This is a genomic window from Streptomyces sp. NPDC006261, from assembly GCF_040613515.1.
Classification (GTDB): Bacteria; Actinomycetota; Actinomycetes; order Streptomycetales; family Streptomycetaceae; genus Streptomyces.
This window is the reverse complement of sequence record NZ_JBEXSI010000016.1, coordinates 108,349-130,162: the sequence shown is the minus strand read 5'-3', so window position 1 is coordinate 130,162 and position 21,814 is coordinate 108,349. Positions and strand designations below refer to the sequence as shown.

15 protein-coding genes, 1 tRNA gene and 2 pseudogenes are annotated in these 21,814 nt (G+C 71.1%); 14 read left to right on the top strand and 4 right to left on the bottom strand.

Annotated features, from left to right (window positions below; translation table 11 throughout):
- The 12 genes and pseudogenes from ABZ154_RS13315 to ABZ154_RS13260 all read left to right on the top strand — a co-directional run.
- Window positions 1-94: pseudogene (locus ABZ154_RS13315) on the top strand (proteasome accessory factor PafA2 family protein); the annotation flags it as partial.
- Between the two features lie 2 nt (window positions 95-96).
- Window positions 97-1,122: pseudogene (locus tag ABZ154_RS13310) on the top strand (Gfo/Idh/MocA family oxidoreductase); the annotation flags it as partial.
- Between the two features lie 13 nt (window positions 1,123-1,135).
- On the top strand, window positions 1,136-2,140 hold the full coding sequence (locus ABZ154_RS13305) for a sugar phosphate isomerase/epimerase family protein (RefSeq protein ID WP_356831998.1): 1,005 nt from the start codon (window positions 1,136-1,138) through the stop codon (window positions 2,138-2,140).
- 287 nt (window positions 2,141-2,427) lie between these two features.
- Window positions 2,428-6,147 (top strand): ThuA domain-containing protein, encoded by a 3,720-nt coding sequence (locus tag ABZ154_RS13300; protein ID WP_356831996.1) that lies wholly within the window; start codon window positions 2,428-2,430, stop codon window positions 6,145-6,147.
- 92 nt (window positions 6,148-6,239) lie between these two features.
- Window positions 6,240-7,412: an inositol-3-phosphate synthase gene (locus ABZ154_RS13295; RefSeq protein WP_356831994.1), complete on the top strand. Its 1,173-nt coding sequence runs from the start codon at window positions 6,240-6,242 to the stop codon at window positions 7,410-7,412.
- Between the two features lie 200 nt (window positions 7,413-7,612).
- Window positions 7,613-8,722 (top strand): SCO3242 family prenyltransferase, encoded by a 1,110-nt coding sequence (locus tag ABZ154_RS13290; protein WP_356831992.1) that lies wholly within the window; start codon window positions 7,613-7,615, stop codon window positions 8,720-8,722.
- Window positions 8,719-9,591 (top strand): sugar phosphate isomerase/epimerase family protein, encoded by an 873-nt coding sequence (locus ABZ154_RS13285; protein WP_356831990.1) that lies wholly within the window; start codon window positions 8,719-8,721, stop codon window positions 9,589-9,591. Before ABZ154_RS13290 ends, ABZ154_RS13285 begins: the two co-directional genes overlap by 4 nt.
- On the top strand, window positions 9,585-10,238 hold the full coding sequence (locus ABZ154_RS13280; protein ID WP_356831988.1) for an EboA domain-containing protein: 654 nt from the start codon (window positions 9,585-9,587) through the stop codon (window positions 10,236-10,238). The genes ABZ154_RS13285 and ABZ154_RS13280 overlap by 7 nt, the downstream gene beginning before the upstream one ends.
- On the top strand, window positions 10,238-11,095 hold the full coding sequence (locus ABZ154_RS13275) for a TatD family hydrolase (RefSeq protein WP_356831986.1): 858 nt from the start codon (window positions 10,238-10,240) through the stop codon (window positions 11,093-11,095). Before ABZ154_RS13280 ends, ABZ154_RS13275 begins: the two co-directional genes overlap by 1 nt.
- Before the next feature lie 4 nt (window positions 11,096-11,099).
- Complete coding sequence (gene eboE / locus ABZ154_RS13270; RefSeq protein WP_356831984.1) at window positions 11,100-12,275, top strand: metabolite traffic protein EboE; 1,176 nt, start codon at window positions 11,100-11,102, stop codon at window positions 12,273-12,275.
- Window positions 12,272-13,693, top strand: coding sequence for a nucleotide pyrophosphatase/phosphodiesterase family protein (locus tag ABZ154_RS13265; RefSeq protein WP_356831982.1), 1,422 nt, complete (start codon window positions 12,272-12,274; stop codon window positions 13,691-13,693). The genes eboE and ABZ154_RS13265 overlap by 4 nt, the downstream gene beginning before the upstream one ends.
- Before the next feature lie 55 nt (window positions 13,694-13,748).
- Window positions 13,749-14,825, top strand: a complete 1,077-nt coding sequence (locus ABZ154_RS13260; protein WP_356831980.1) for a sugar phosphate isomerase/epimerase — start codon at window positions 13,749-13,751, stop codon at window positions 14,823-14,825.
- Between the two features lie 64 nt (window positions 14,826-14,889).
- Here the strand turns inward: ABZ154_RS13260 and ABZ154_RS13255 are convergent, their stop codons facing one another.
- Complete coding sequence (locus tag ABZ154_RS13255; protein ID WP_356831978.1) at window positions 14,890-16,194, bottom strand: DUF2254 domain-containing protein; 1,305 nt, start codon at window positions 16,192-16,194, stop codon at window positions 14,890-14,892.
- A gap of 163 nt (window positions 16,195-16,357) precedes the next feature.
- Here ABZ154_RS13255 and ABZ154_RS13250 point away from each other — a divergent pair.
- Window positions 16,358-16,445, top strand: a tRNA-Leu gene (locus tag ABZ154_RS13250).
- Window positions 16,446-16,537: 92 nt separating this feature from the next.
- On the opposite strand, the gene ABZ154_RS13245 is transcribed toward ABZ154_RS13250, so the two are convergent.
- A complete protein-coding gene (locus ABZ154_RS13245) occupies window positions 16,538-18,424 on the bottom strand; it encodes a long-chain fatty acid--CoA ligase (protein WP_356831976.1) in 1,887 nt (628 codons plus the stop codon).
- A 143-nt stretch (window positions 18,425-18,567) separates the two neighbouring features.
- Window positions 18,568-19,473 (bottom strand): NADP-dependent oxidoreductase, encoded by a 906-nt coding sequence (locus tag ABZ154_RS13240; RefSeq protein WP_356831974.1) that lies wholly within the window; start codon window positions 19,471-19,473, stop codon window positions 18,568-18,570.
- A gap of 241 nt (window positions 19,474-19,714) precedes the next feature.
- On the opposite strand from ABZ154_RS13240, the gene ABZ154_RS13235 reads away from it, so the two are divergent.
- Entirely contained in the window at window positions 19,715-20,563 is an 849-nt protein-coding gene (locus tag ABZ154_RS13235; RefSeq protein WP_356831972.1) for a helix-turn-helix transcriptional regulator, read from the top strand.
- A 239-nt stretch (window positions 20,564-20,802) separates the two neighbouring features.
- On the opposite strand, the gene ABZ154_RS13230 is transcribed toward ABZ154_RS13235, so the two are convergent.
- Complete coding sequence (locus ABZ154_RS13230; protein WP_356831970.1) at window positions 20,803-21,663, bottom strand: NAD(P)-dependent alcohol dehydrogenase; 861 nt, start codon at window positions 21,661-21,663, stop codon at window positions 20,803-20,805.
- Window positions 21,664-21,814: the final 151 nt, after the last annotated feature.

The following is a 21,814-nucleotide window of genomic DNA, read 5'->3' as shown; positions in this document are numbered from 1 at the left end:
CGGCGCCCGCCTCTACCTCGACGTGGGATCGCATCCGGAATATGCAACCCCCGAATGCGACAACGTGACCGAACTGGTCACGCACGACAAGGCGGTGCCGCCGCCCGGCACGGCTGGGCGGCGGCGGAGACCGACTGGCGGGCGCTGATCGCCCGGGACGACGTGCAGCTGATCGACATCTGCACGCCCGGTGACAGCCATGCGGAGATCGCCATCGCCGCCCTGGAGGCGGGCAAGCACGTGCTGTGCGAGAAGCCGCTCGCCAACACGGTCGCCGAGGCGGAGGCGATGGTCCGTGCCGCCGAGGCGGCGCAGGCCCGGGGCCAGGTGGCGATCGTGGGCTTCAACTACCGCAAGGTGCCCGCCATCACCTTCGCCCGGCAGCTGATCGAGGACGGCCGCCTCGGCACCCTGCGCCACGTGCGCGCCAGCTACCTCCAGGACTGGCTGGTCGACCCGGCCTCCCCGCTCACCTGGCGGCTCAAGCGCGAACACGCCGGTTCGGGTGCGCTGGGCGACCTCGGGGCGCACATCGTCGACCTGGCCCAGTACCTGGCGGGGGAGTTGCTGACCGGAGTGTCGGCGGTGGCTGAGACCTTCGTACGGGAGCGGCCCCTGCTCTCCGGTGCGTCGGCCGGGCTCTCCGGAAGTGCGGACTCGGTGGCGCGGGGCGAAGTGACGGTGGACGACGCGGCCATCTTCACGGGCCGCCTCGCCTCCGGGGCGCTCGCCTCCTTCGAGGCGACCCGGATGGCGGCGGGCCGTAAGAACGCGCTGCGGCTGGAGATCAACGGGGAGCGGGGCTCGCTCGCCTTCGACCTGGAACGGCTCAACGAGCTCTCCTTCCACGACCACACCGAGCCCGCCGCCACCGCCGGCTTCCGCCGCATCCTGGTCACCGAACCCGAACACCCCTACCTTGAGGCCTGGTGGCCGCCGGGCCACGCCCTCGGCTACGAGCACACCTTCGTCCACCAGGCCCGCGACGTGGTCCGCACGATCGCCGAAGGCACACCGCCCCGGCCCTCGTTCGCGGACGGTCTCCAGGTCCAGCGGGTGCTCGCCGCCGTCGAGGAGAGCGCCGCGAAGAACTCCGTACACACTCCGGTCCCGTCGTCCTAGGAGGCAGTCGCCCATGCCCCGCCCCTTCACCCTGTTCACCGGCCAGTGGGCCGACCTCCCGCTGGAGGAGGTCTGCAAGCACGCCCGGGACTTCGGCTACGACGGTCTCGAACTCGCCTGCTGGGGAGACCACTTCGAGGTCGACAAGGCGCTCGCCGACCCCGGCTACCTGGACAGCAGGCACCAACTGCTCGACAGGTACGGGCTGAAGTGCTTTGCCATCTCCAACCACCTCGTCGGCCAGGCCGTCTGCGACAACCCTATCGACGAACGCCACCAGGGCATCCTGCCCGCCCGCATCTGGGGCGACGGCGAGCCCGAAGGCGTACGGCAGCGGGCCGCCACCGAGATCGCGGACACCGCCCGGGCCGCCGCCGCCTTCGGCGTCGACACGGTCATCGGGTTCACCGGCTCCTCGATCTGGCACCTGGTCGCGATGTTCCCGCCGGTCCCGCCGCACATGATCGAGCGGGGCTACGAGGACTTCGCCGAGCGCTGGAACCCGATCCTGGACGTCTTCGATGCGGAGGGGGTGCGCTTCGCCCACGAGGTGCACCCGAGCGAGATCGCTTACGACTACTGGACCACCGAGCGCGCCCTCGAAGCGGTCGGCCACCGGCCCGCGTTCGGGCTGAACTTCGACCCGAGTCACTTCGTCTGGCAGGACCTCGACCCGGTGGGCTTCCTCTACGACTTCCGGGACCGGATCTACCACGTGGACTGCAAGGAGGCCCGCAAGCGCCTCGACGGCCGCAACGGCCGCCTCGGCTCGCACCTGCCGTGGGGCGACCCCCGGCGCGGCTGGGACTTCGTCTCCGCCGGCCACGGTGACGTGCCCTGGGAGGACGTCTTCCGGATGCTCCGGTCCATCGGCTACGAGGGCCCGATCTCCGTGGAATGGGAGGACGCGGGCATGGACCGGCTGACGGGCGCTCCGGAAGCGCTTGCCAGCCTCAAGCGGTTCGACTTCGACCCGCCGTCGGCCTCCTTCGACGCGGCCTTCGGCGGCGGCGAGTAGCACCACCGGGTGGGGCGGGCCCCGGGGGAGAGGTCTTCGTGAAGACGCCCGGGGCTGCCTCGCGCTGCCCGGAATCTCCTTTGTCCTGGCGGAAGCAGAAGTTCGACTTCACCGTTGCACAAGGGCTTTCCGTCCCGGACGAACAGGTCTACCGTCCACCACGTGTACACGACATGACTCGCGTCACCGGGGTCACTCCCGTCCCCGGTGACACACGCGCGGCAGTCCCCGCGCGGCACGGCACGGCTACACCCGCCCGTACAACCGGCACTCTCCGGAGGACCTACGTGCACCGAACCAGAAAGCGGCTCCTGGCCCGGACCCGCGTCCGCAAATCGCTCGCGCTGTTCACCGGCGGCCTCCTCGCCGCCGCGACCCTGACCCTCGGCTCCGCCCCCGGCGCCACCGCCCACCCCGGCCACCCGGGCCACGAGGAGCCCGTGGCGGAGGACTTCCAGCAGGTCACCCTCGCCAAGGGCGCGGAGGAGACCGGCGAGCCCATGTCGCTCGCCGTCCTCCCCGACCGCAGCGTGCTGCACACCTCGCGCGACGGCGAACTGCGGATCACCGACAGCGCCGGCAACACCCGGATCTCCGGCACCCTCCCCGTGTACACGCACGACGAGGAAGGCCTCCAAGGCGTCGGGATCGACCCGGACTTCGCCGAGAACCGGGCCGTCTACCTGTTCTACGCGCCCCCGTTGGACACCCCGGCAGGCGACGCGCCCGAGACCGGGACGGCGGCCGACTTCGCGAAGTTCGACGGCGTCAACCGGCTCTCCCGCTTCGTCCTCAACGAGGACGGCACGCTCGACACCGCCAGTGAGAAGAAGGTCCTGGACGTCCCCACCTCGCGCGGCATCTGCTGCCACGTCGGCGGTGACATCGACTTCGACAAGGAGGGGAACCTCTACCTCTCCACCGGCGACGACACCAACCCCTTCGCCTCCGACGGCTTCACCCCGATCGACGAACGCACCGACCGCAACCCGGCGTTCGACGCCCAGCGGACCTCCGGCAACACGAACGACCTGCGCGGCAAGATCCTGCGCATCAAGGTCGCCGAGGACGGCTCGTACACCGTCCCCGAGGGCAACCTCTTCGAGCCCGGGACGGACAAGACGCGCCCCGAGATCTACGCGATGGGCTTCCGCAACCCCTTCCGCTTCTCCGTCGACCAGGCCACCGGCATCGTGTACGTCGGTGACTACGGCCCCGACGCCGGTTCGGCCGACCCGAAGCGCGGGCCGGCCGGCAAGGTGGAGTTCGCCCGGGTGACGAAGGCCGGCAACTTCGGCTGGCCGTACTGCGTCGGCGAGAACGAGCCGTACATCGACTACGACTTCGCCACCAAGAGCTCCGGCGCCGCCTTCGACTGCGCGGGCCTGAAGAACGAGTCGCCGCACAACACCGGCCTCGTCGACCTGCCGCCGGCCGAGGCCGCCTGGATCCCGTACGACGGCGGCTCGCTGCCCGAGTTCGGCAGCGGATCCGAGTCCCCGATGGGCGGACCGGTCTACCGCTACGACGCCGACCTCGACTCCCCGGTCAAGTTCCCCGAGGCCTACGACGGCGACTTCTTCGCCGGTGAGTTCGGCCGCCAGTGGATCAAGCGCGTCGAGCAGGACGCGGACGGCGGCGTCCAGTCCATCAACGACGTGCCGTGGTCCGGTACGCAGATCATGGACATGGCGTTCGGCCCGGACGGGGCGCTCTACGTCCTGGACTACGGCCTCGCCTGGTTCGGCGGCGACGAGAACTCCGCACTCTACCGCATCGAGAACGCCACCGGAGGCCGCTCACCCATCGCTGAGGCTTCCGCCGACAAGACCTCCGGCACCGCACCGCTGAAGGTCAAGTTCTCCTCGGCCGGTACGGCGGACGGCGACGGCGACCCGCTCACGTACGCCTGGGACTTCGGTGACGGCGGCACCTCCACCGCCGCCGACCCCACGTACACGTACAAGAAGAACGGCACCTACACCGCCACCCTGACCGCCGAGGACCCGACCGGGCGCACCGGCTCCGCCAGCGTCCACGTGACCGTCGGCAACACCGCCCCGACCGTGGAGCTGGTGCTCCCCGAGGACGGGCAGCTCTTCGAGTTCGGGGACTCCGTGCCGTTCAAGGTGAACGTCAGCGACCCGGAGGACGGGACCATCGACTGCACCGAGGTCGAGGTCAAGTTCACGCTGGGCCACGACAGCCACGGCCACGACATCACCACCGAGCACGGCTGTGAAGGCACCATCAAGACCGCCATGGAAGGCGGCCACGACCCCAACGCCAACATCTACGGAGGGATTTCGGCCACCTACACCGACAACGGCGGTGGCGGCCAGGCCAAGCTGACCGGCAAGGACACCTCCCGGCTCCAGCCCAAGCACCGCCAGGCCGAGCACTACGACGACTCCTCCGGCGTCACCACACCGAGCAAGTCCAGCGCACACGGGGGAAGGACCGTCGGGGACATCCACAACGACGACTGGATCTCCTTCAAGACCTACGTCCTCGGTGGCACCACCAAGCTCACCGCCCGTATCTCGTCGGCCGGTTCGGGCGGCTTCCTCGAAGTGCGCACCGGATCACCCACCGGCAAGATCCTCGGCTCCGGCCCGGTCCCGGTGACCGGCAGCTGGGACACCTTCCAGGACATCGACATCCCGCTGCGCGGAGCGCCCAAGAAGCGGACCGAACTCTTCCTCGTCTTCAAGGGCGGTGACGGCGCGCTCTACGACATCGACGACTTCGCACTGTCCAGCAGCCCGGTCGACAGGACCGCCAAGCGCGTCCTCGTCTTCTCCAAGACCGCCGGCTTCCGCCACGACTCCATCCCGGCCGGCATCGCCGCACTGAAGGAGATCGGCAAGGACACCAACATCACGGTCGACTCCACCGAGTCCGCCGCCCAGTTCACCACCAGCAACCTCGCCCGCTACGACGCCGTCGCCTTCCTCTCCACCACCGGTGACGTCCTCAACGCCGAGCAGCAGAAGGCGTTCGAGAACTACGTGGCCACCGGCGGCGGTTACGTCGGCATCCACGCGGCCGCCGACACCGAGTACGACTGGAAGTTCTACGGCGGTCTCGTCGGCGCCTACTTCGACTCGCACCCGCAGATCCAACCCGCCACCGTCCGCGTCGAGGACCACGACCATCCGGCCACCGCGCACCTGGACGAGGAGTGGGAGCGCACCGACGAGTGGTACAACTACCGCACCAACCCCCGTGGCAAAGCCAAGGTGTTGGCCACCCTCGACGAGACCACCTACACCGGCGGCAACATGAAGGGCGACCACCCGATCTCCTGGTGCCAGACCTACCAGGGCGGCCGTTCCTTCTACACCGGCCTCGGCCACACCAAGGAGTCCTACGCCGAGACGGCCTTCCGCCAGCACCTGTCGGGCGGCCTGCGCTACGCCACCGGCCAGGTCAAGGCCGACTGCAAGCCGAACAAGGACTACCGGCCCCTCTTCAACGGCAAGACGCTGGAAGGCTGGAAGCAGGCAGGCCCCGGAATGTTCTCCGTCGGTGACGGCGCCCTGCACTCCGAGGGCGGCATGGGCCTGCTCACCTACCAGGCCAAGGAGCTGAAGGCGTACTCGCTCAAGCTCGACTGGAAGATGGCGGGCGACGACAACTCCGGTGTCTTCGTGGGCTTCCCGGAATCGGACGACCCCTGGTCGGCCGTGAACAACGGCTACGAGATCCAGATCGACGCCACCGACGCCGCCGACCGCACCACGGGCGCCGTCTACGGATTCAAGTCGGCCGATATCAAGGCCCGTGACCGCGTCCTGCGGCCGCCGGGCCAGTGGAACAGCTACGAGATCAAGGTCCAGGGCGAACGTCTGCAGATCTTCCTCAACGGAGCGAAGATCAACGACTTCACCAACACCGACCCGGCCCGCAGCCTGAAGGACGGCTACATCGGCCTCCAGAACCATGGAGCCGGTGACCAGGTGTCCTTCCGCAACATCCAGTTGAAGGAGCTGCCCTCGTCGTAGGGCGGCCACCTCTGCCGACGACGGGCGGGGGAGGCACCGACCCCTTCCCCGCCCGTCGTCCTCCACCTCTTCATCCCCCAGGGAGGCAGCCCGTGACCGCACATGCCGAACGTGAAGGCCGTGACGAGCGTCCACGCCGTACCGCCGACAGCCCAGGCCGCCGTACCGGCGTCTGGTTCATCGGAGCACGCGGCTCCGTCGCCACCACCGCAACCGCGGGGTGCGCGGCCATCGCGGCCGGCCTCCACCCGCCCACCGGCATGGTCACCGAGACGCCCCCCTTCGCCGACAGCGGCCTGCCGCCCCTGACCTCGCTGGTCTTCGGCGGCCACGACACCCTGGACTGCCCGCTCGCCAAACGGGCCGAGGCGCTCGCCGAGGGCGGCGTGCTGCCGTACCGCCTCCCCGCCGCCGTACGCGCCGAACTCGACGCCGCCGACGCCGAGATACGCCCCGGCGGACCTCTCCCCGGCGACACCCGCACCGACCAGGAACTCATCGCCGCCTTCGCCGCGGACCTCACCGACTTCGCCCACCGCAACGAGCTGGCCCGTACGGTCGTCGTCAACGTCTCCTCCACGGAACCGGCCCCCGGCCCCGACGGCCCCCGGCTCCCCGCCAGCTCCCTCTACGCCGCGGCCGCCCTCCGGGCCGGCTGCTCCTACGCCAACTTCACCCCCTCCACCGGGCTGCGCGCCCCCGCGCTCGCCGAGGCCGTCGCCGACTGCGGACTTCCCCACGCCGGACGCGACGGCAAGACCGGCCAGACGCTGCTCCGCTCCGTGCTCGCCCCGATGTTCCTCCAGCGCGCCCTGCCCGTACGGGCCTGGTCCGGGTCGAACCTGCTGGGCGGAGGGGACGGGGCGGCGCTGGCCGACCCGGCGGCCGCCGCAGCCAAGAACGCGGGCAAGGAACGAGTCCTCACCGACACGTTCGGCACCGCCCCCGAGGGCCAGGTCCACATCGACGACGTACCGGCGATGGGGGACTGGAAGACGGCCTGGGACCACATCGCCTTCGACGGCTTCCTCGGCTCCCGGATGGTCCTGCAGACCATCTGGCAGGGCTGCGACTCAGCGCTGGCCGCCCCGCTCGTCCTGGACCTGGCCCGACTGCTCGCCCGCTCCCACGAGGCCGGGCTCAGCGGGCCCCGGCCGGAGCTGGGTTTCTACTTCAAGGACCCGGACGGCGGCACCTCGGCAGCGCTCGCCGAGCAGTACGCCACCCTGCTGGCCTTCGCCGAGCGGCTGCGGAGCCAGGCATGAGGTGGCGGCTGCGGCTCCTGCCGGCGCTCGGGAGGCTCCCCGCAGGCCTGCGAGCCGCTCCCGCAGGGTCTCCCGATCGCACCGCACGAGAGGGGAAGCCGGTCGCCGCCGCCCCCGATGACGGCCTGTCCGGTACGGGTGGGACTGCGCCCGCACCGGACAGGCACCGGCCGTCCCCCGGACGCGGGAGAGGGGACACGGTGCGGGCCTGGACCGAGCTGTTCCGGGTCTCCGCGCTGTTCTCCGTGCCGGGTGACGCACTGGCCGGGGCCGCGGCGGTGGGCCGGGGCCCCGGCCCGGGTACCGCACTCGCGATCGGCGCCTCGCTGTGCCTGTACGAGGCGGGGATGGCCCTCAACGACTGGGCGGACCGCGAGGAGGACGCCGTCGACCGCCCGCACCGGCCGATCCCCTCGGGCCGCATCAGCCCCCCGGCCGCCCTGGGCGCGGCCGGGGCCCTGACGGCGGCGGGCCTGGCCCTCGCGGCACGGGCCGGGCGCCCGGCCGTGGCGGTCGCCACGGGCCTGGCCGCCACGGTCTGGGCCTACGACCTCCACCTCAAGCACACGAAGGCGGGCCCGGCGGCGATGGCGGCCGCCCGCTCCCTGGACCTGCTGCTGGGAGCGACGGCGACGGCGCACGCCGGTACGGGACCGGGGCCCGCACCACGCACTGCCCGTCCGGCGCGCGGCGGGCCCGTGCCGCTCACCGCCGCCCCCGACAACGCTGCCTCCCCGCTCCGTCCGGCGCTCGGCGCCCTGGCCGCCGCTCTCCCCGCAGCCCTGGTGCTCGGGGCGCACACCTACGGCGTCACCGCCGTGTCCCGCCACGAGGCGCAGGGCGGGTCCACCGCCGTACCGCTCGCGGTCCTCGCCACGACGGCGGCGCTGGGCGCGATCGTGCTCGCGGCACACCGGGGACGGTGGCCGGGGGAGCCGGCCACGCCAGGGCCCGGCGCGCCGGCACCGGGCGGGCACCGGCCCCTCCACCCCCACGAGACCACCACCCCCACCCTTCAGGCGGCCCACGGACCGACGCGCCCCCACCACCCCACCGCCCCCGGCGCCACCCACCTCCTGCTCACCGCCTTCACCGGCGCCTACCTCCGCACCGCAGGCCCTCCCCTCCTGCACGCCGCCCTCAACCCGTCCCCGCCCCTGACCCAGCGGGCGGTCGGCGGCGGGATCCGGGCCATGATCCCGCTCCAAGCGGCCCTCGCCGGCCGCGCCGGGGCGCCCGGCTACGGCCTCGCCGTCATGGCGCTCGCCCCCCTGGCCCGCGCCCTCTCCCGGAAGGTGAGCCCCACATGACCCTCCACCTCGGCTACGGCACCAACGGGCTCACCGACCTCCGCCTCGACGACGCCCTCGGGCTCCTCGCCGGCCTCGGCTACGAGGGCGTCGGCCTGACGCTCGACCACATGCACCTGGACCCCCTGGCCCCGGACCTCGCCGAACGCACCCGCCAGGTCCGGCGCCGGCTCACCTCCCTCGGGCTCCGGGTCACCGTGGAGACCGGCGCCCGCTATGTCCTGGACCCGCGCCGCAAGCACGGCCCCTCCCTCCTCGACCCGGACCCCGACGCCCGGGCCGCGCGCACCGCGCTGCTCGTCCGTGCCGTGGAGGTGGCCGCCGAGCTCGGCGCGCACGCCGTCCACTGCTTCAGCGGCATCACCCCGCCCGGCACCTCGACGGACACCGCCTGGAAGCGCCTGACCGAAGCGATCACCCCCGTACTCGACGCCGCCGACCGGTCGGGCATCCCCCTCGCCATCGAGCCCGAACCCGGTCACCTCCTCGCCACCCTCGCCGATTTCCACCACCTCCGCGGCCTCCTCGGCGACCCGGGCCCCCTCGGCCTCACGCTCGACATCGGCCACTGCCAGTGCCTGGAGGATGCGTCCCCCGCGCAGTGCGTCCAGGACTCCGCCCCCTGGCTCCGGCACGTCCAGATCGAGGACATGCGGCGCGGCGTCCACGAGCACCTCCCCTTCGGCGACGGGGAGATCGACTTCCCGCCGGTGCTCGCCGCCCTCGCCGCCGCCGACTACCAGGGACTCACCGTCGTCGAACTGCCCCGCCACTCGCACGCGGGCCCCGACCTCGCCCGCGCCTCCCTCGCCTTCCTGCGGGACGCCACGGAGAAGGCCGTGGCGAAGAAGGGCGGGGCACCGTGCTGAAGTCCCGCGAGGAACTCGACGCCGACCTCGACGACGCCGCCCGCGCCTGGCTCGACGAGGCCCTGGCCGAGGCCGCCCACGACGCCGCGGCCCGCGCTACCGTGCGAGCCGACGACGCTGTGAACTCCCCGTACGCCTCGCCTCCCTGGGAACTCCGCTACGCCGCCGCCGGCCGCCACTGCGGAACGGCCCACGCCGACTCCGTACGCTCCCTCCTGCTCATCGAGGCCCGCGCCCCGCTGGCTGCCGTCACCCGGCTCTACGAACAGGGCACCGCCGCCGAACGCCGCGCCGTCCTGCTCACCCTGCACCGCCTCGACCTCGGCTCCACGGCGCTCCCGCTCGTCGAGGACGCCCTGCGCGCCAACGACACCCGGCTGGTGGCCGCCGCCGTCGGCCCGTACGCCGCGGCCCGCCTCGATCCGCACGCCTGGCGCCACGCCGTACTGAAGTGCCTGTTCACCGGGGTGCCGGTGGAGGCGGTCGCCCGGCTCGGCGAGAGGGCCCGAGGGGACGCCGAACTCGCCCGCATGCTCCGCGATTTCGCCGCCGAGCGGACCGCCGCCGGCCGCGACGTCCCGGCCGGCCTGCACACCGTCCTCGGTCTCGCCCTCACCAGCCCCGCCGCCCCCACGGAGGAGTCCTGATGCGTATCTTCGACCCCCACATCCACATGACGTCCCGGACCACGGACGACTATCAGGCGATGTACGACGCGGGTGTCCGCGCCCTCGTCGAACCCTCCTTCTGGCTCGGCCAGCCCCGCACCTCGCCCGCCAGCTTCTTCGACTACTTCGACGCGCTCCTCGGCTGGGAGCCCTTCCGCGCCTCCCAATACGGCATCGCGCACCACTGCACGCTCGCCCTCAATCCCAAGGAGGCGAACGACCCCCGCTGCACTCCCGTCCTGGACGCCCTGCCCCGCTACCTCGTCAAGGACTCCGTCGTCGCCGTCGGCGAGATCGGATACGACTCCATGACCCCGGCCGAGGACCACGCCCTCGCCGCCCAGCTCCAGCTCGCCGCCGACCACGGGCTCCCCGCCCTCGTCCACACCCCGCACCGCGACAAGCTCGCCGGTCTGCGCCGCACCATCGACGTCATCCGCGCATCGCACCTCCCCCCGGAGCACGTCCTCCTCGACCACCTCAACGAGACGACCGTAGAGGCCGCCGCTGACAGTGGCTGCTGGGCCGGGTTCTCCATCTACCCCGACACCAAGATGGACGAGGACCGCATGGTCACCATCCTCGAGAACCACGGCACCGAGAAGATCCTCGTCAACTCCGCCGCCGACTGGGGAAAGAGCGACCCGCTCAAGACCCGCAAGGTCGCCGACGCGATGCTGAAGGCCGGATTCACCGAGGACGACGTCGACAAGGTCCTGTGGCGCAACCCCGTCGCCTTCTACGGCCAGAGCGGCAGGCTCCAGCTCGACACCACCGCTCCCGACCAGCTCCAGCCGCTCCACGAGGGCAACTCCATCCTTCGCGGCGGGGAGTGAGGCCATGCGCTTCCGCCACCCGGACGGCTCGACCGTGCACCTCTCCTACTGCACCAACGTCCACCCGGCCGAAACGCTGGGCGGGGTCCGCGCCCAGCTCCGAGACCACTGCGAGCCGGTCCGCCGCCGACTGGGCCGGGACCGGCTCGGCATCGGCCTCTGGCTCGCCAGGGACGCCGCCCGCGCCCTGATCAACGATCCCGCCGAACTCCGCGCGCTCCGCGCCGAACTCGACAGCCGGGGCCTCGAAGTGGTCACCCTCAACGGCTTCCCGTACGAGGGTTTCGGCGCCGACGAGGTCAAATACCGGGTCTACCGCCCGGACTGGACCGAACCCGACCGCCTCGCCCACACCACCGACCTCGCCCGGCTGCTGGCCGCCCTCCTCCCCGACGACGTCACCGAAGGCACCATCTCCACCCTGCCGCTGGCCTGGCGCACCCCGTACGCCACCGACCCCGGGGCGGCCCGCACCGCGCGCACCGCCCTGACCACGCTCGCCCAGCGCCTGGACGCCCTCGCCGAGCTCACCGGCAAGTCGATCCGGATCGGGCTCGAACCGGAGCCGGGCTGCACCGTGGAGACCACCGCCGACGCCATCGCCCCGCTCACCGACGTCGGCCACGAGCGCATCGGCATCTGCGTCGACACCTGCCACCTGGCGACCTCCTTCGAGGACCCGGACACCGCGCTCGACGCCCTGGCGGCAGCGGACATCCCCGTCGTCAAGTCCCAGCTCTCCGCCGCCCTGCACGCCGAACACCCCCACCTCCCGGAGGTCCGCACCGCACTGGCCGCCTTCGCCGAACCGCGCTTCCTGCACCAGACCCGCACCAGCACCGCCGCGGGGCTGCGCGGCACCGACGACCTGGACGAGGCCGTCGCCGGCGGGGCGCTCCCGGACAGCACTCCCTGGCGGTCCCACTTCCACGTACCGCTGCACGCGCCGCCCGCGCCCCCGCTCACCTCCACGCTCCCCGTCCTCCGCACCGCACTCGCCCGGCTCGTCGGGGGGCCGGTGCCGCTGACCCGGCACCTGGAGGTGGAGACGTACACCTGGCAGGCCCTGCCCGCCGAGCTACGGCCCCGCACCCGCACCCAGCTCGCCGACGGCATCGCCGCCGAACTCACCCTCGCCCGCGGCCTCCTGGTCGACCTCGGACTCAAGGAACTGCCATGACCAAGGACGCCCCCGGAACCACCACGGTCACGGCGGACCGTGAGGGCCCCACCCCCCTCCTCGTCCTCGACGTCGTCGGCCTCACCCCGCAGCTCCTCGCCCACATGCCGAACCTCACGGCCCTCGGGAAGCAGGGCGCGCGGGCCCCTCTCTCCACGGTCCTGCCCGCCGTGACCTGCGCCGCCCAGTCCACCTTCCTCACCGGCACCATGCCCGCCGAACACGGCATCGTCGCCAACGGCTGGTACTTCCGCGACCTCGGCGACGTCCTGCTCTGGCGCCAGCACAACGGGCTCGTCCAGGGCGACAAGCTCTGGGACGCGGCCCGCCGCGCCCACCCCGGCTACACGGTCGCCAACATCTGCTGGTGGTACGCGATGGGCGCCGACACCGACTGGACCGTCACCCCGCGCCCCGTCTACTACGCCGACGGCCGCAAGGAACCCGACTGCTACACCCGGCCCCCCGCCCTGCACGACGAACTGACCGACAAGCTCGGCACGTTCCCCCTCTTCCACTTCTGGGGCCCCGGCGCCGACCTGGTCTCATCGCAGTGGATCATCGACGCCACCCGCCACATCATCGCCACCCGCACCCCCGACCTCGCGCTCTGCTACCTGCCGCACCTCGACTACGACCTCCAGCGCTACGGCCCCGACGACCCCCGCTCCCACCGGGCCGCCGCCGACCTCGACCGGGCGATCGCCCCGCTGCTGGCCGACGCCCGCGCCGAGGGCCGCACCGTCGTCGCGCTCTCCGAGTACGGCATCACCCGCGTGAGCCGCCCCGTCGACATCAACCGGGCGCTGCGCCGGGCGGGCCTGCTGGAGGTGCACGCGCAGGACGGCATGGAGTATCTCGACCCGATGACCTCCCGCGCCTTCGCCGTCGCGGACCACCAGCTCGCCCACGTCTACGTACGCCGTCCCGAGGACCTGGAGGCAACCCGGGCAGCACTCGCGGACCTGCCCGGCATCGACCGGCTGCTGGACGACGAGGGCAAGAAGGCACACCACCTGGACCACCCCCGGTCCGGCGAGCTGGTCGCCGTGGCGGAGAAGGACGCCTGGTTCACGTACTACTACTGGCTCGACGACGCCCGCGCCCCCGACTTCGCCCAGCTCGTCGAGATCCACCGCAAGCCCGGCTACGACCCCGTCGAGCTGTTCATGGACCCCGGGGACCCCTACGTACGGCTCAAGGCCATATCGGCGGTCGCCCGCAAGAAGCTCGGCCTGCGCTACCGCATGGCGGTCGTCCCGCTGGACCCCTCACCTATTCGCGGCAGCCACGGCCGCCTCCCCGAGAGCGACGACGAAGGTCCGCTCATCCTCTGCTCCACCCCCCACGCTTTCACCGACCGGGTCAGGGCCACCGAGGTGAAGTCCCTGCTCCTCCAGCTTGCCGGACTGCACTGACAACGCTCCGGCACCGCATCACTCACCCCACGTCACCCAAGGGAGTCACGCGAACATGAGCCGCACCTCCAAGGACACCGAACTCGCCCGCAGACTCAGCCGCCGCAACATCCTCGGTGTCGCCGCCGGAGCCACCGCCGCCACGATCATCGGCACCGCGAGCGCCCAGGCCGCCGGCCGGGACCAGGCTCAGGGCCCCGGCAAGAGCCACGGTCACGGACCCGGCCACGGCAAGGGCAAGCCCGTCCTGCCCCCCGGCCGCCTCGGCATCCAGCTCTACAGTCTCCGCGACAAGATCTCCACGCTCGGCTTCGCCCCCGTCTTCGCCGAGCTGGAGAAGTACGGCTACGACGAGATCGAGCTCGCGGGCTACACCCAGGGCTCCGCCGGCCCCATCACCCTGGCCCAGCTCAAGCGGCTGGCCAAGGACCACGGCCTCAACCCGATCGGCAGCCACGTCGGCTACTACGACGACGACAACCCCGGCGCCTACACCTTCGCCCAGAACCTGGAGAAGGTCCTGGACGACGCCCAGGCCCTCGGCCTCAAGCACATCGGCACGGCCTCGGGCCCCTTCCGCTACGGCTCCACCGTGGACGGCTGGAAGCGGGCGGCCGACGACTTCAACACGTACGGGGCCGCCGCCCGTAAGCGCGGGATGAAGTTCTACCAGCACAACCACGCCGAGGAGTTCTCCTTCGCGACCGACAAGCCGAAGGTGCGCCTCTACGACGTCCTGCTCGCCGAGACCGACCCGGACCTGGTCTACCTGGAGCTGGACATCTACTGGGCGTACTGCGCCCAGTTCCGCTTCAGCAAGCGCGCGGACGGCACCAACGCCCCGCTCGACCCGCTGAAGTACGTCCTGAAGCACCCCGACCGCTATCCCCTCTTCCACGTCAAGGACGGCGTACGCGACGACACGACGCGCGACGGCTACCGCATGACGGACGTGGGTGACGGGGACATCGACTACAGGACCTTCCTGTCCAAGGTGACCAACCGGACCCACCAGGGCCGGACCTACCACCACTGGCAGGCCGAGCACGACAACCCGGTGGAGTCGCTCGCCTTCGCCCGGAAGTCGAGCGAGCACCTGCACTCCCTGCGCGAGGGACGCTGCGGCGGCTGACGCGCGAGGCCCGGCCCGCCTCAGGCTCTCCGGCGGGCCGGCCGCACCGCCTCAGACAACACGGTCACCCGATGCCCTGCCGGTCGGGCAGCAGGGCGAACTGCCGGTCGGCGGCCACCGGAACGGCCCGCTCCACGGTCTGGACGAGCAGCGCCCGATGCCGTACCAGCGGCTGTTTGCGCTCCTCCGGGGCGAGCAGCAACAGATCATCGAGCCCCGCCAGCAGCCGACGCGACACCTGAGGGCTTCCGGCCACGCACCACCGGATCTCCTCGAAGGCAAGATCCACCAGGCCATCCCACCCCGGACCCTCCTGCACCAGCCGAACCCTCCCCGACCGGTCCCGGTGATGGACGGTACCGAGCGGCAGGTGCACCACGGCGGCGAGGATCTGCACGATCCGGTCCAGGCACTGGACCGCGGTGGTCGGATCGTTCACGGACGTCGACAGGGCCCGCAGCGCGATGTCCGACAGCTGACGCAGCCCGAAGGCCAGGTCCTGGTGCAGGGTGCGCTCCACCCCGACGGAAACGGTGTACCGCATCCGGCTCCGCGGTGGCGCGGCCCCGCCGTGGACGGCGAGCACCGGAGTCCCCGGCACCACGAAGTCCCCGATCCGGGGGATCAGCCGCAGCACCACGTCCTGCCGCCGCGCGGCCCGGACCAGCCGCGCCGTATGCACGTCCCGCAGCACCCCGGCCCGCCCCTCGTGCACCACCCGCCCGCTCTCCGGCCCCAGCCGCTCGGGTCCGCCCGGCCCTCTGGGCATCCGGCCGAGCACCCGGAACGACTCGCGCGCGATTCTGTCCACGACCGGCCCGACCTGCATGAGCCGCAGCGTCGCACTGACGTAGACGACGAACAGCAGCAGACTCAGCCCGACGAGCACCAGCGTGAGCATGCTCTGCAGCAGCGGGACCGAGACCACCAGGCGCGGGTCCGCCTCGCTCTCGTACGAGGTCAGGACCAGCAGGGAGAACAGGAACGTCGCGAGGAAGACCGTCAGCGTGATCTTGCTGATCCGGCTGCGGACGAAGATCCGCACCACCCGGGGCGTGAGCTGCCCGCCGGCCATCTGCACCGCGACCAGCGAGATGCTGAACACCACACCGATGAAGGTCATCATCGCCGAGCTGATCGTGGTGACGATCGTCTTCGCGTCCTGGACGAAGGAGATCAGACTGCCGAGCTCCTCGTAGGCCTCTTCCCGCTGGAGAAGCGCGACGATCTCCTCGTCCGCGGCGGAAGCGGCCAGCCACAGCACGAACACACAGACGAACCCCATGGCCGGGGCGAACCAGAACGTGTCGCGCAGATGCTCGCGCAGGGGAGACAGCGGACGGGGCCGGCGATAGCCGCGATCACTCATGGACGCGAAGGTAGCCCCACGACCTCCTCGGACCGTGGACGCCGAGGCCGACCGGCCCGCCGCACCGCACTGACCACCGGATATGCAGGTGAAGGGCGCGTCGAACCCCTGGTATTGTTTTCCATGTCGCCGCGGGGAACACGCCGCGAACGACAGACACCTTGTCCGGGTGGCGGAATGGCAGACGCGCTAGCTTGAGGTGCTAGTGCCCTTTATCGGGCGTGGGGGTTCAAGTCCCCCCTCGGACACCAGGGTCAACCGACCAAATAGAGCCGGTCAAAGCGACACTTTGTCGCTTTGACCGGCTTTGTTGTTCTGGTGGCCCTGAGCTGGGCCTCGCGCGTCAGGCCTCGCGGGCGCCCTCGTACATTCCGTCGATGACCTCGGCGTACTCACGCTCCACGACGGGCCGCTTGACCTTGAGACTCGGGGTGAGTTCGCCGTGCTCGATATCGAGATCGCGCGGGAGCACGGCGAACTTCTTGATCGTCTGCCACCGCTGCAGATCGCCGTTGACCCGCCGGACGAAGCCGTCGATCAGCTCGTGGACCTGCGGCGAGGAGACGATCTCGGCGTACGTGCGGTCGCCGGGACCCTGGGACGCTGCCCACGACATGATCGCGGACTCGTCGAGGGCGATCAGGGCGGAGCAGAAGTTGCGGCCGTCGCCGATGACCAGAATGTTACTGACGAACGGACAGATGGCCTTGAAGCGGCCCTCGATCTCGGTGGGGGCCACGTACTTGCCGCCCGAGGTCTTGAACACGTCCTTCTTGCGGTCGGTGATCCGGACGTAACCGTCCTTGTCCACCTCCCCGATGTCACCGGTGCGGAACCAGCCGTCGCTCTCCAGCACCTCCGCGGTCTTCTCCGGAAGGTTGTGGTAGCCCCGCATGACCCCGGGGCCTCGCAACAGGACTTCGCCGTCCTCGGCTATGCGGACCTCGGTACCGGGCAACGGCTTGCCGACCGTGCCGACCCGGTAGTCGTCGGCGGGGTTGACGGTGCACGCGGCGCTGGTCTCGGTGAGGCCGTAGCCCTCGAGGACGTGCACACCCGCGCCGGCGAAGAAGTAGCCGATGTCGGGGGCGAGGGCGGCACTACCCGAAACGCTGCCGCGCAGGTTGCCGCCGAAGGCCGCGCGGATCTTGCCGTACACCAGCCTGTCGGCGACGGCGTGTTGCACGGCGAGCGGCAGGGGCACCCGGCGCCGTCCGGTCGCCGCCCTGCTCTCCTGTTCCGTCCGGGCGTAGTCGCGGGCGACCTTGGCCGCCCAGAGGAAGATCTTGTACTTGGCACCGCCCTCCGCTCGGGCCCGGCCCGCGATGCCGTTGTAGACCTTCTCGAAGATCCGCGGCGCCGACGCCATCAGGGTGGGCCGGACGGCGGGCAGGTTGGTGATGATCCGGTCGATCCGCCCGTCCACCGCCATCACATGGCCGGTCCTGACCTGGCCGGAGATCAGGGCCTTTCCGAACACGTGGGACAGCGGCAGCCACAGGAACTGCACGTCGTCGGAGCGCAGCAGCCCGCTGGCCTCCTGGGCGACCCCCTGGTACGACCAGCAGTCGTGCACCAGGCGCACGCCCTTGGGGCGGCCCGTCGTGCCCGAGGTGTAGATCAGGGTGGCGAGCTGTTCCCGCTCGATCGCCCGGACCGTCTCCTCCACCGCGTCCGGATGCTCGTCCAGGTACGCCGTACCCCGCTTCTCCAGCTCGGCGAGGGAGAGCACCTCCAGCCCCTCCACCCGAGGGAGGTCCGCCTCGGGGTCGAAGAGGATCGCGTGGCCGAGCTCGGGCAGGTGTTCGAGGCCGGAGGCGACCTTGTCCAGCTGGTCCGCGTTCTCGACGAAGATCGCCCGACTTCCGGAGTCGGAAAGGATGTAGACCGTCTCGTCGGCATGGGTGCTGGGGTAGACGGCGGTGGTGGCGGCGCCGGCGCACATCGCACCCAGGTCGGCCAGGATCCACTCCACCCGGGTGGAGGAGGAGATCGCCACCCGCTCCTCGGGCCGCACCCCCAGGGCCAGCAGACCGGCCGCTATCGCCCTGACGCGTTCGGCGGTCTGCGCCCAGGTCAGAGAGTGCCATTGCTCCGCGCCGGCAGTGTCGTCGCCTGCCGGCACGGGATAGCGGTAGGCCTCCCGGCCGGGTGTGGCTTCGACGCGGGAGAGAAAGAGATGCGCCACGGAAACCGGGCGGTTGTCGACAAGGGATCGCGCGGAACTCACATTGACCTCCGGGCCTGGGGGCGCCCATCTTCGAGTGGCTTACTGACAGGTAACTCGCAAGCGGTGGTCACACTATGGGGAAGCCCGCCTCCGCGTAAGGGGCTGGGAGCCGGCAGGTCCGGCCGGGGCCGCCACGATCCCGGTCAGAGGCTGAGCACGAGCTTGCCGCGGACCTGCCCGGTCCTGCTGATCAGCTGCGCTTCGGCCGCCTTCTCCAGGGGCAGGACGTCCTGGACCTCGACGCGGACGGCTCCTGAGTCGATGAGCTGCCCGATGTGGCGCAGCGCCTCGCTGTCAGGAGTGACGATGACGCGCCGCCCCGTGATACCCGGGACGCGGTACGTCTCGTCGATCGGTTCCGGCAGGGTGATGAGCACGCCGCCCGGACGCAGCAGTCGCCATGACTCCTGCTGTGTCCGGCCGCCGACGGCGTCGATGACGACGTCGACCGGTTCGATGCCGTGCTGATGGTCCGCCGTGCGGTCCAGGGGCTCGTCGACGCCGAGCCGGCGCAGAAAGCCGAGGTTGCGCGGGGAGGCGGTGGCCGTGACGTGGGCCCCGCGGGTCCTGGCGAGCTGAACGGCGAAGTGGCCGACCCCACCGGCCCCACCGTGGACCAGGACGCGCTGACCGGCGGTCACCTGTGCGGCGTCGAGCGACTGCCAGGCGGTCAGGGCCGCCAGCGGGACGGCCGCCGCCTGGGCGAACGACAGCTCGACGGGCTTGGGAGCCACGGCTGAGACCGGCAGGACGGCGAACTCCTGATAGGCCCCGGCATACGGCAGAGGCAGCATCCCGTATACCTCGTCACCGACAGCCGGGCCGTCGGCCGTCGTCGCGACGACTGTCCCCGCCACGTCCCAGCCCATCCCCAGGGGGAAGGGACGGTCCGTGCCGACCGCTCCCTCTCGGAACTTCCAGTCGACGGGGTTCACACCGGCGGCCCTCACCTTGATCAGGAGCTGTCCCTCGGCGGGAGCCGGTACCGGTTGCTCGGTCAGCTCCAGGACGCTTTCGTCGCCGTGGCGGGAGAAAGTCACTGCTCGCATGGTCGGTGCTCCAAGGGGGGAACGGGCCGGCGCCTCAGACGGCGACAGCTGTGCGCGGTACGCACTGGGCTCCACCGTGGACCGGGAAGATCCTGTCGGCCAGTACCCCGTCAGTACCCCCCTTCGCGGTGAGGAGGGGGGTACTGACGGGGTACATGGCAAACGGCCCCGGTAAAGGCATACTGGCGCCCGAGGTGGGGGGCCACAGCACCCCGCTGTGCTGAGAGGATCCGGGGTCGCCGTGAAGCAGGCACGTGAGCTGGGCAGCTTTCTCCGTTCACGGCGATCGCTGGTGACGCCTGAGGCAGCAGGCGTCCCGGCTCTGGGCCGGCGGGGTGTGCCCGGACTCCGCCGCGAGGAGGTGGCGGGGCTCGCCGGAGTGAGCACCGTCTACTACACGCGCCTGGAGCAGGGGCGGGCGACCAATCCCTCCGAGGCCGTGCTGGAGGCCCTGGCCCGTGTGCTGCGGCTGGACGCGACCGAGCGGGCCCATCTGCACGATCTGGCGCGCCCTCCGCAGCGCCCGCGGGCCGAGTCGTCGTCCCCGAGGACCCGGCGGGTTCGTCCGGATGTCCGTCGGATGCTGGATGCGGTGGGTGCCGTGCCCGCCTATGTCCTCGACCCCAGCATGGAGGTTCTCGCCGCCAACGAGCTCGCTCTGGCACTGGTGCCCGGCCTGGCCGGTGCCCCGGCGGGCGGACCGAACGTCGCCCGTCACATCTTCCTGGACACCGCGGCACGCAGCCTGTACCCGCAGTGGGACCAGGTCGCTCGTCAGACCATCGGCTACCTGCGCTTCTCCGCCGCACGTCACGCACACCACTCCCGTCTCGGGCACCTCGTCGCCGAGCTCAGCGCTCTCTCCCCCGAGTTCCGGATCCTGTGGGCGGCACAGGAGGTCCGGGAGAAGACGTACGGCACCAAGAGCTTCGACCACCCCCTGGCCGGTCGATTCGAGCTCGCGTACGAAACCCTTTCCCTCCCCGGAGACGAAGGCCAGTCGCTCGTCGTCTTCCTGGCTGTCCACGGCACCGCGCGGAGCGCGTTGAAGCGGCTGAGCGGTTCGCCGGTTCCATGCCCGCAGAGGTGAGGAGCTTCACGGGCAGGTGGCATCCTGCGTAGGGCTCGGCCTGGAACTAGGAACGTGTCTGTGCGCTCCGCTACGCCCTCTTCTCGGCAACGGCCGTGCTCAGGACGGTGGACATGTGGGTCTCGGCGCACAGCCCAGAACGGTGCCGGCTTCTGCCATGGTGAGCGGGCGTTCCGCTGTCCGGAGGCCCCGGGAGTGTTCACGCCGAAGTCAGCCGGACGGCACCGTGCCGCCGAGCGCTACAGACGTACGACGATGTTGCCGATCTTGCGGCCGCTGTCGACCCGATGATGTGCCGCGGCGATGTCGCGCAGATCGTAGACCTGGTCGATCACCACGGTGAGTGAGCCATCGGCAGCCAGTCGCAGGAGGAACTCGAAGTCCGCGACCCGCTCGGGTGCGGGGCCCGCGACGACGTTGCCGCGAGCGCGGACAGTGTCGCGCAGATCCGCGACGGCCAGCAGCAACACCCCTTTGTCGCTCAGCAGGCGCCGACCTGCCGTGATCGAGAGGTTGCCCACGGCGTCCAGCACCACGTCGAACCGTTCGGCGACGTCGGCCAGGTCGTCCTGGGTGTAGTCGATGACCCGCGCTGCTCCCAGGTCCGTCACCAGGCGGGCGTTCCCCGTGCTCGTCACACCGGTGACGGTCGCACCGAAGTGTTTCGCCAACTGAACGGCATTCGTGCCGATCGCACCTGACGCGCCGTTGACGCACACCGACATGCCGGGACTCACCGACGCCTTGTCCCGCAGGAAGAACAGAGCTGTCGAGCCCCCGAACAACACCCCCGCCGCATCCTCGTGGCTCACCGCGGACGGCTTCCGCGCGAGCTTCTTCGCCGGCACCACCACGTATTCGGCGTGTGCGCCCAGTCTCATCCCGGTCATGCCGCACACCTCATCACCCGGCGACATGCCATGAACACGCTTGCCGATGGCCTCGACCTCCCCGGAGAAGGAACTGCCCAGGATCGTCCGCCGGGGGCGGAAGAGGCCGAACGCCAGCCGTGCCGGCACCCCGAAACCAGCGGGGAACCGGGCACCTCGGATACGCGCGTCTGCCGAGGTGACCGCCACCGCCTTGACGCGCACCAGCACCTCACCGTCACGCGGCTCGGGCTGTGGGACCTCGCCGATGCGTATGACGTCGGGGGCCCCGTACCGGTTGGCTACTGCTGCCTGCATGACCGCTCCTTACGAGTGTAAGTCTGTGGCTCGAAGGTAGCCTTACTGGTGTAAGGAAGCAAGG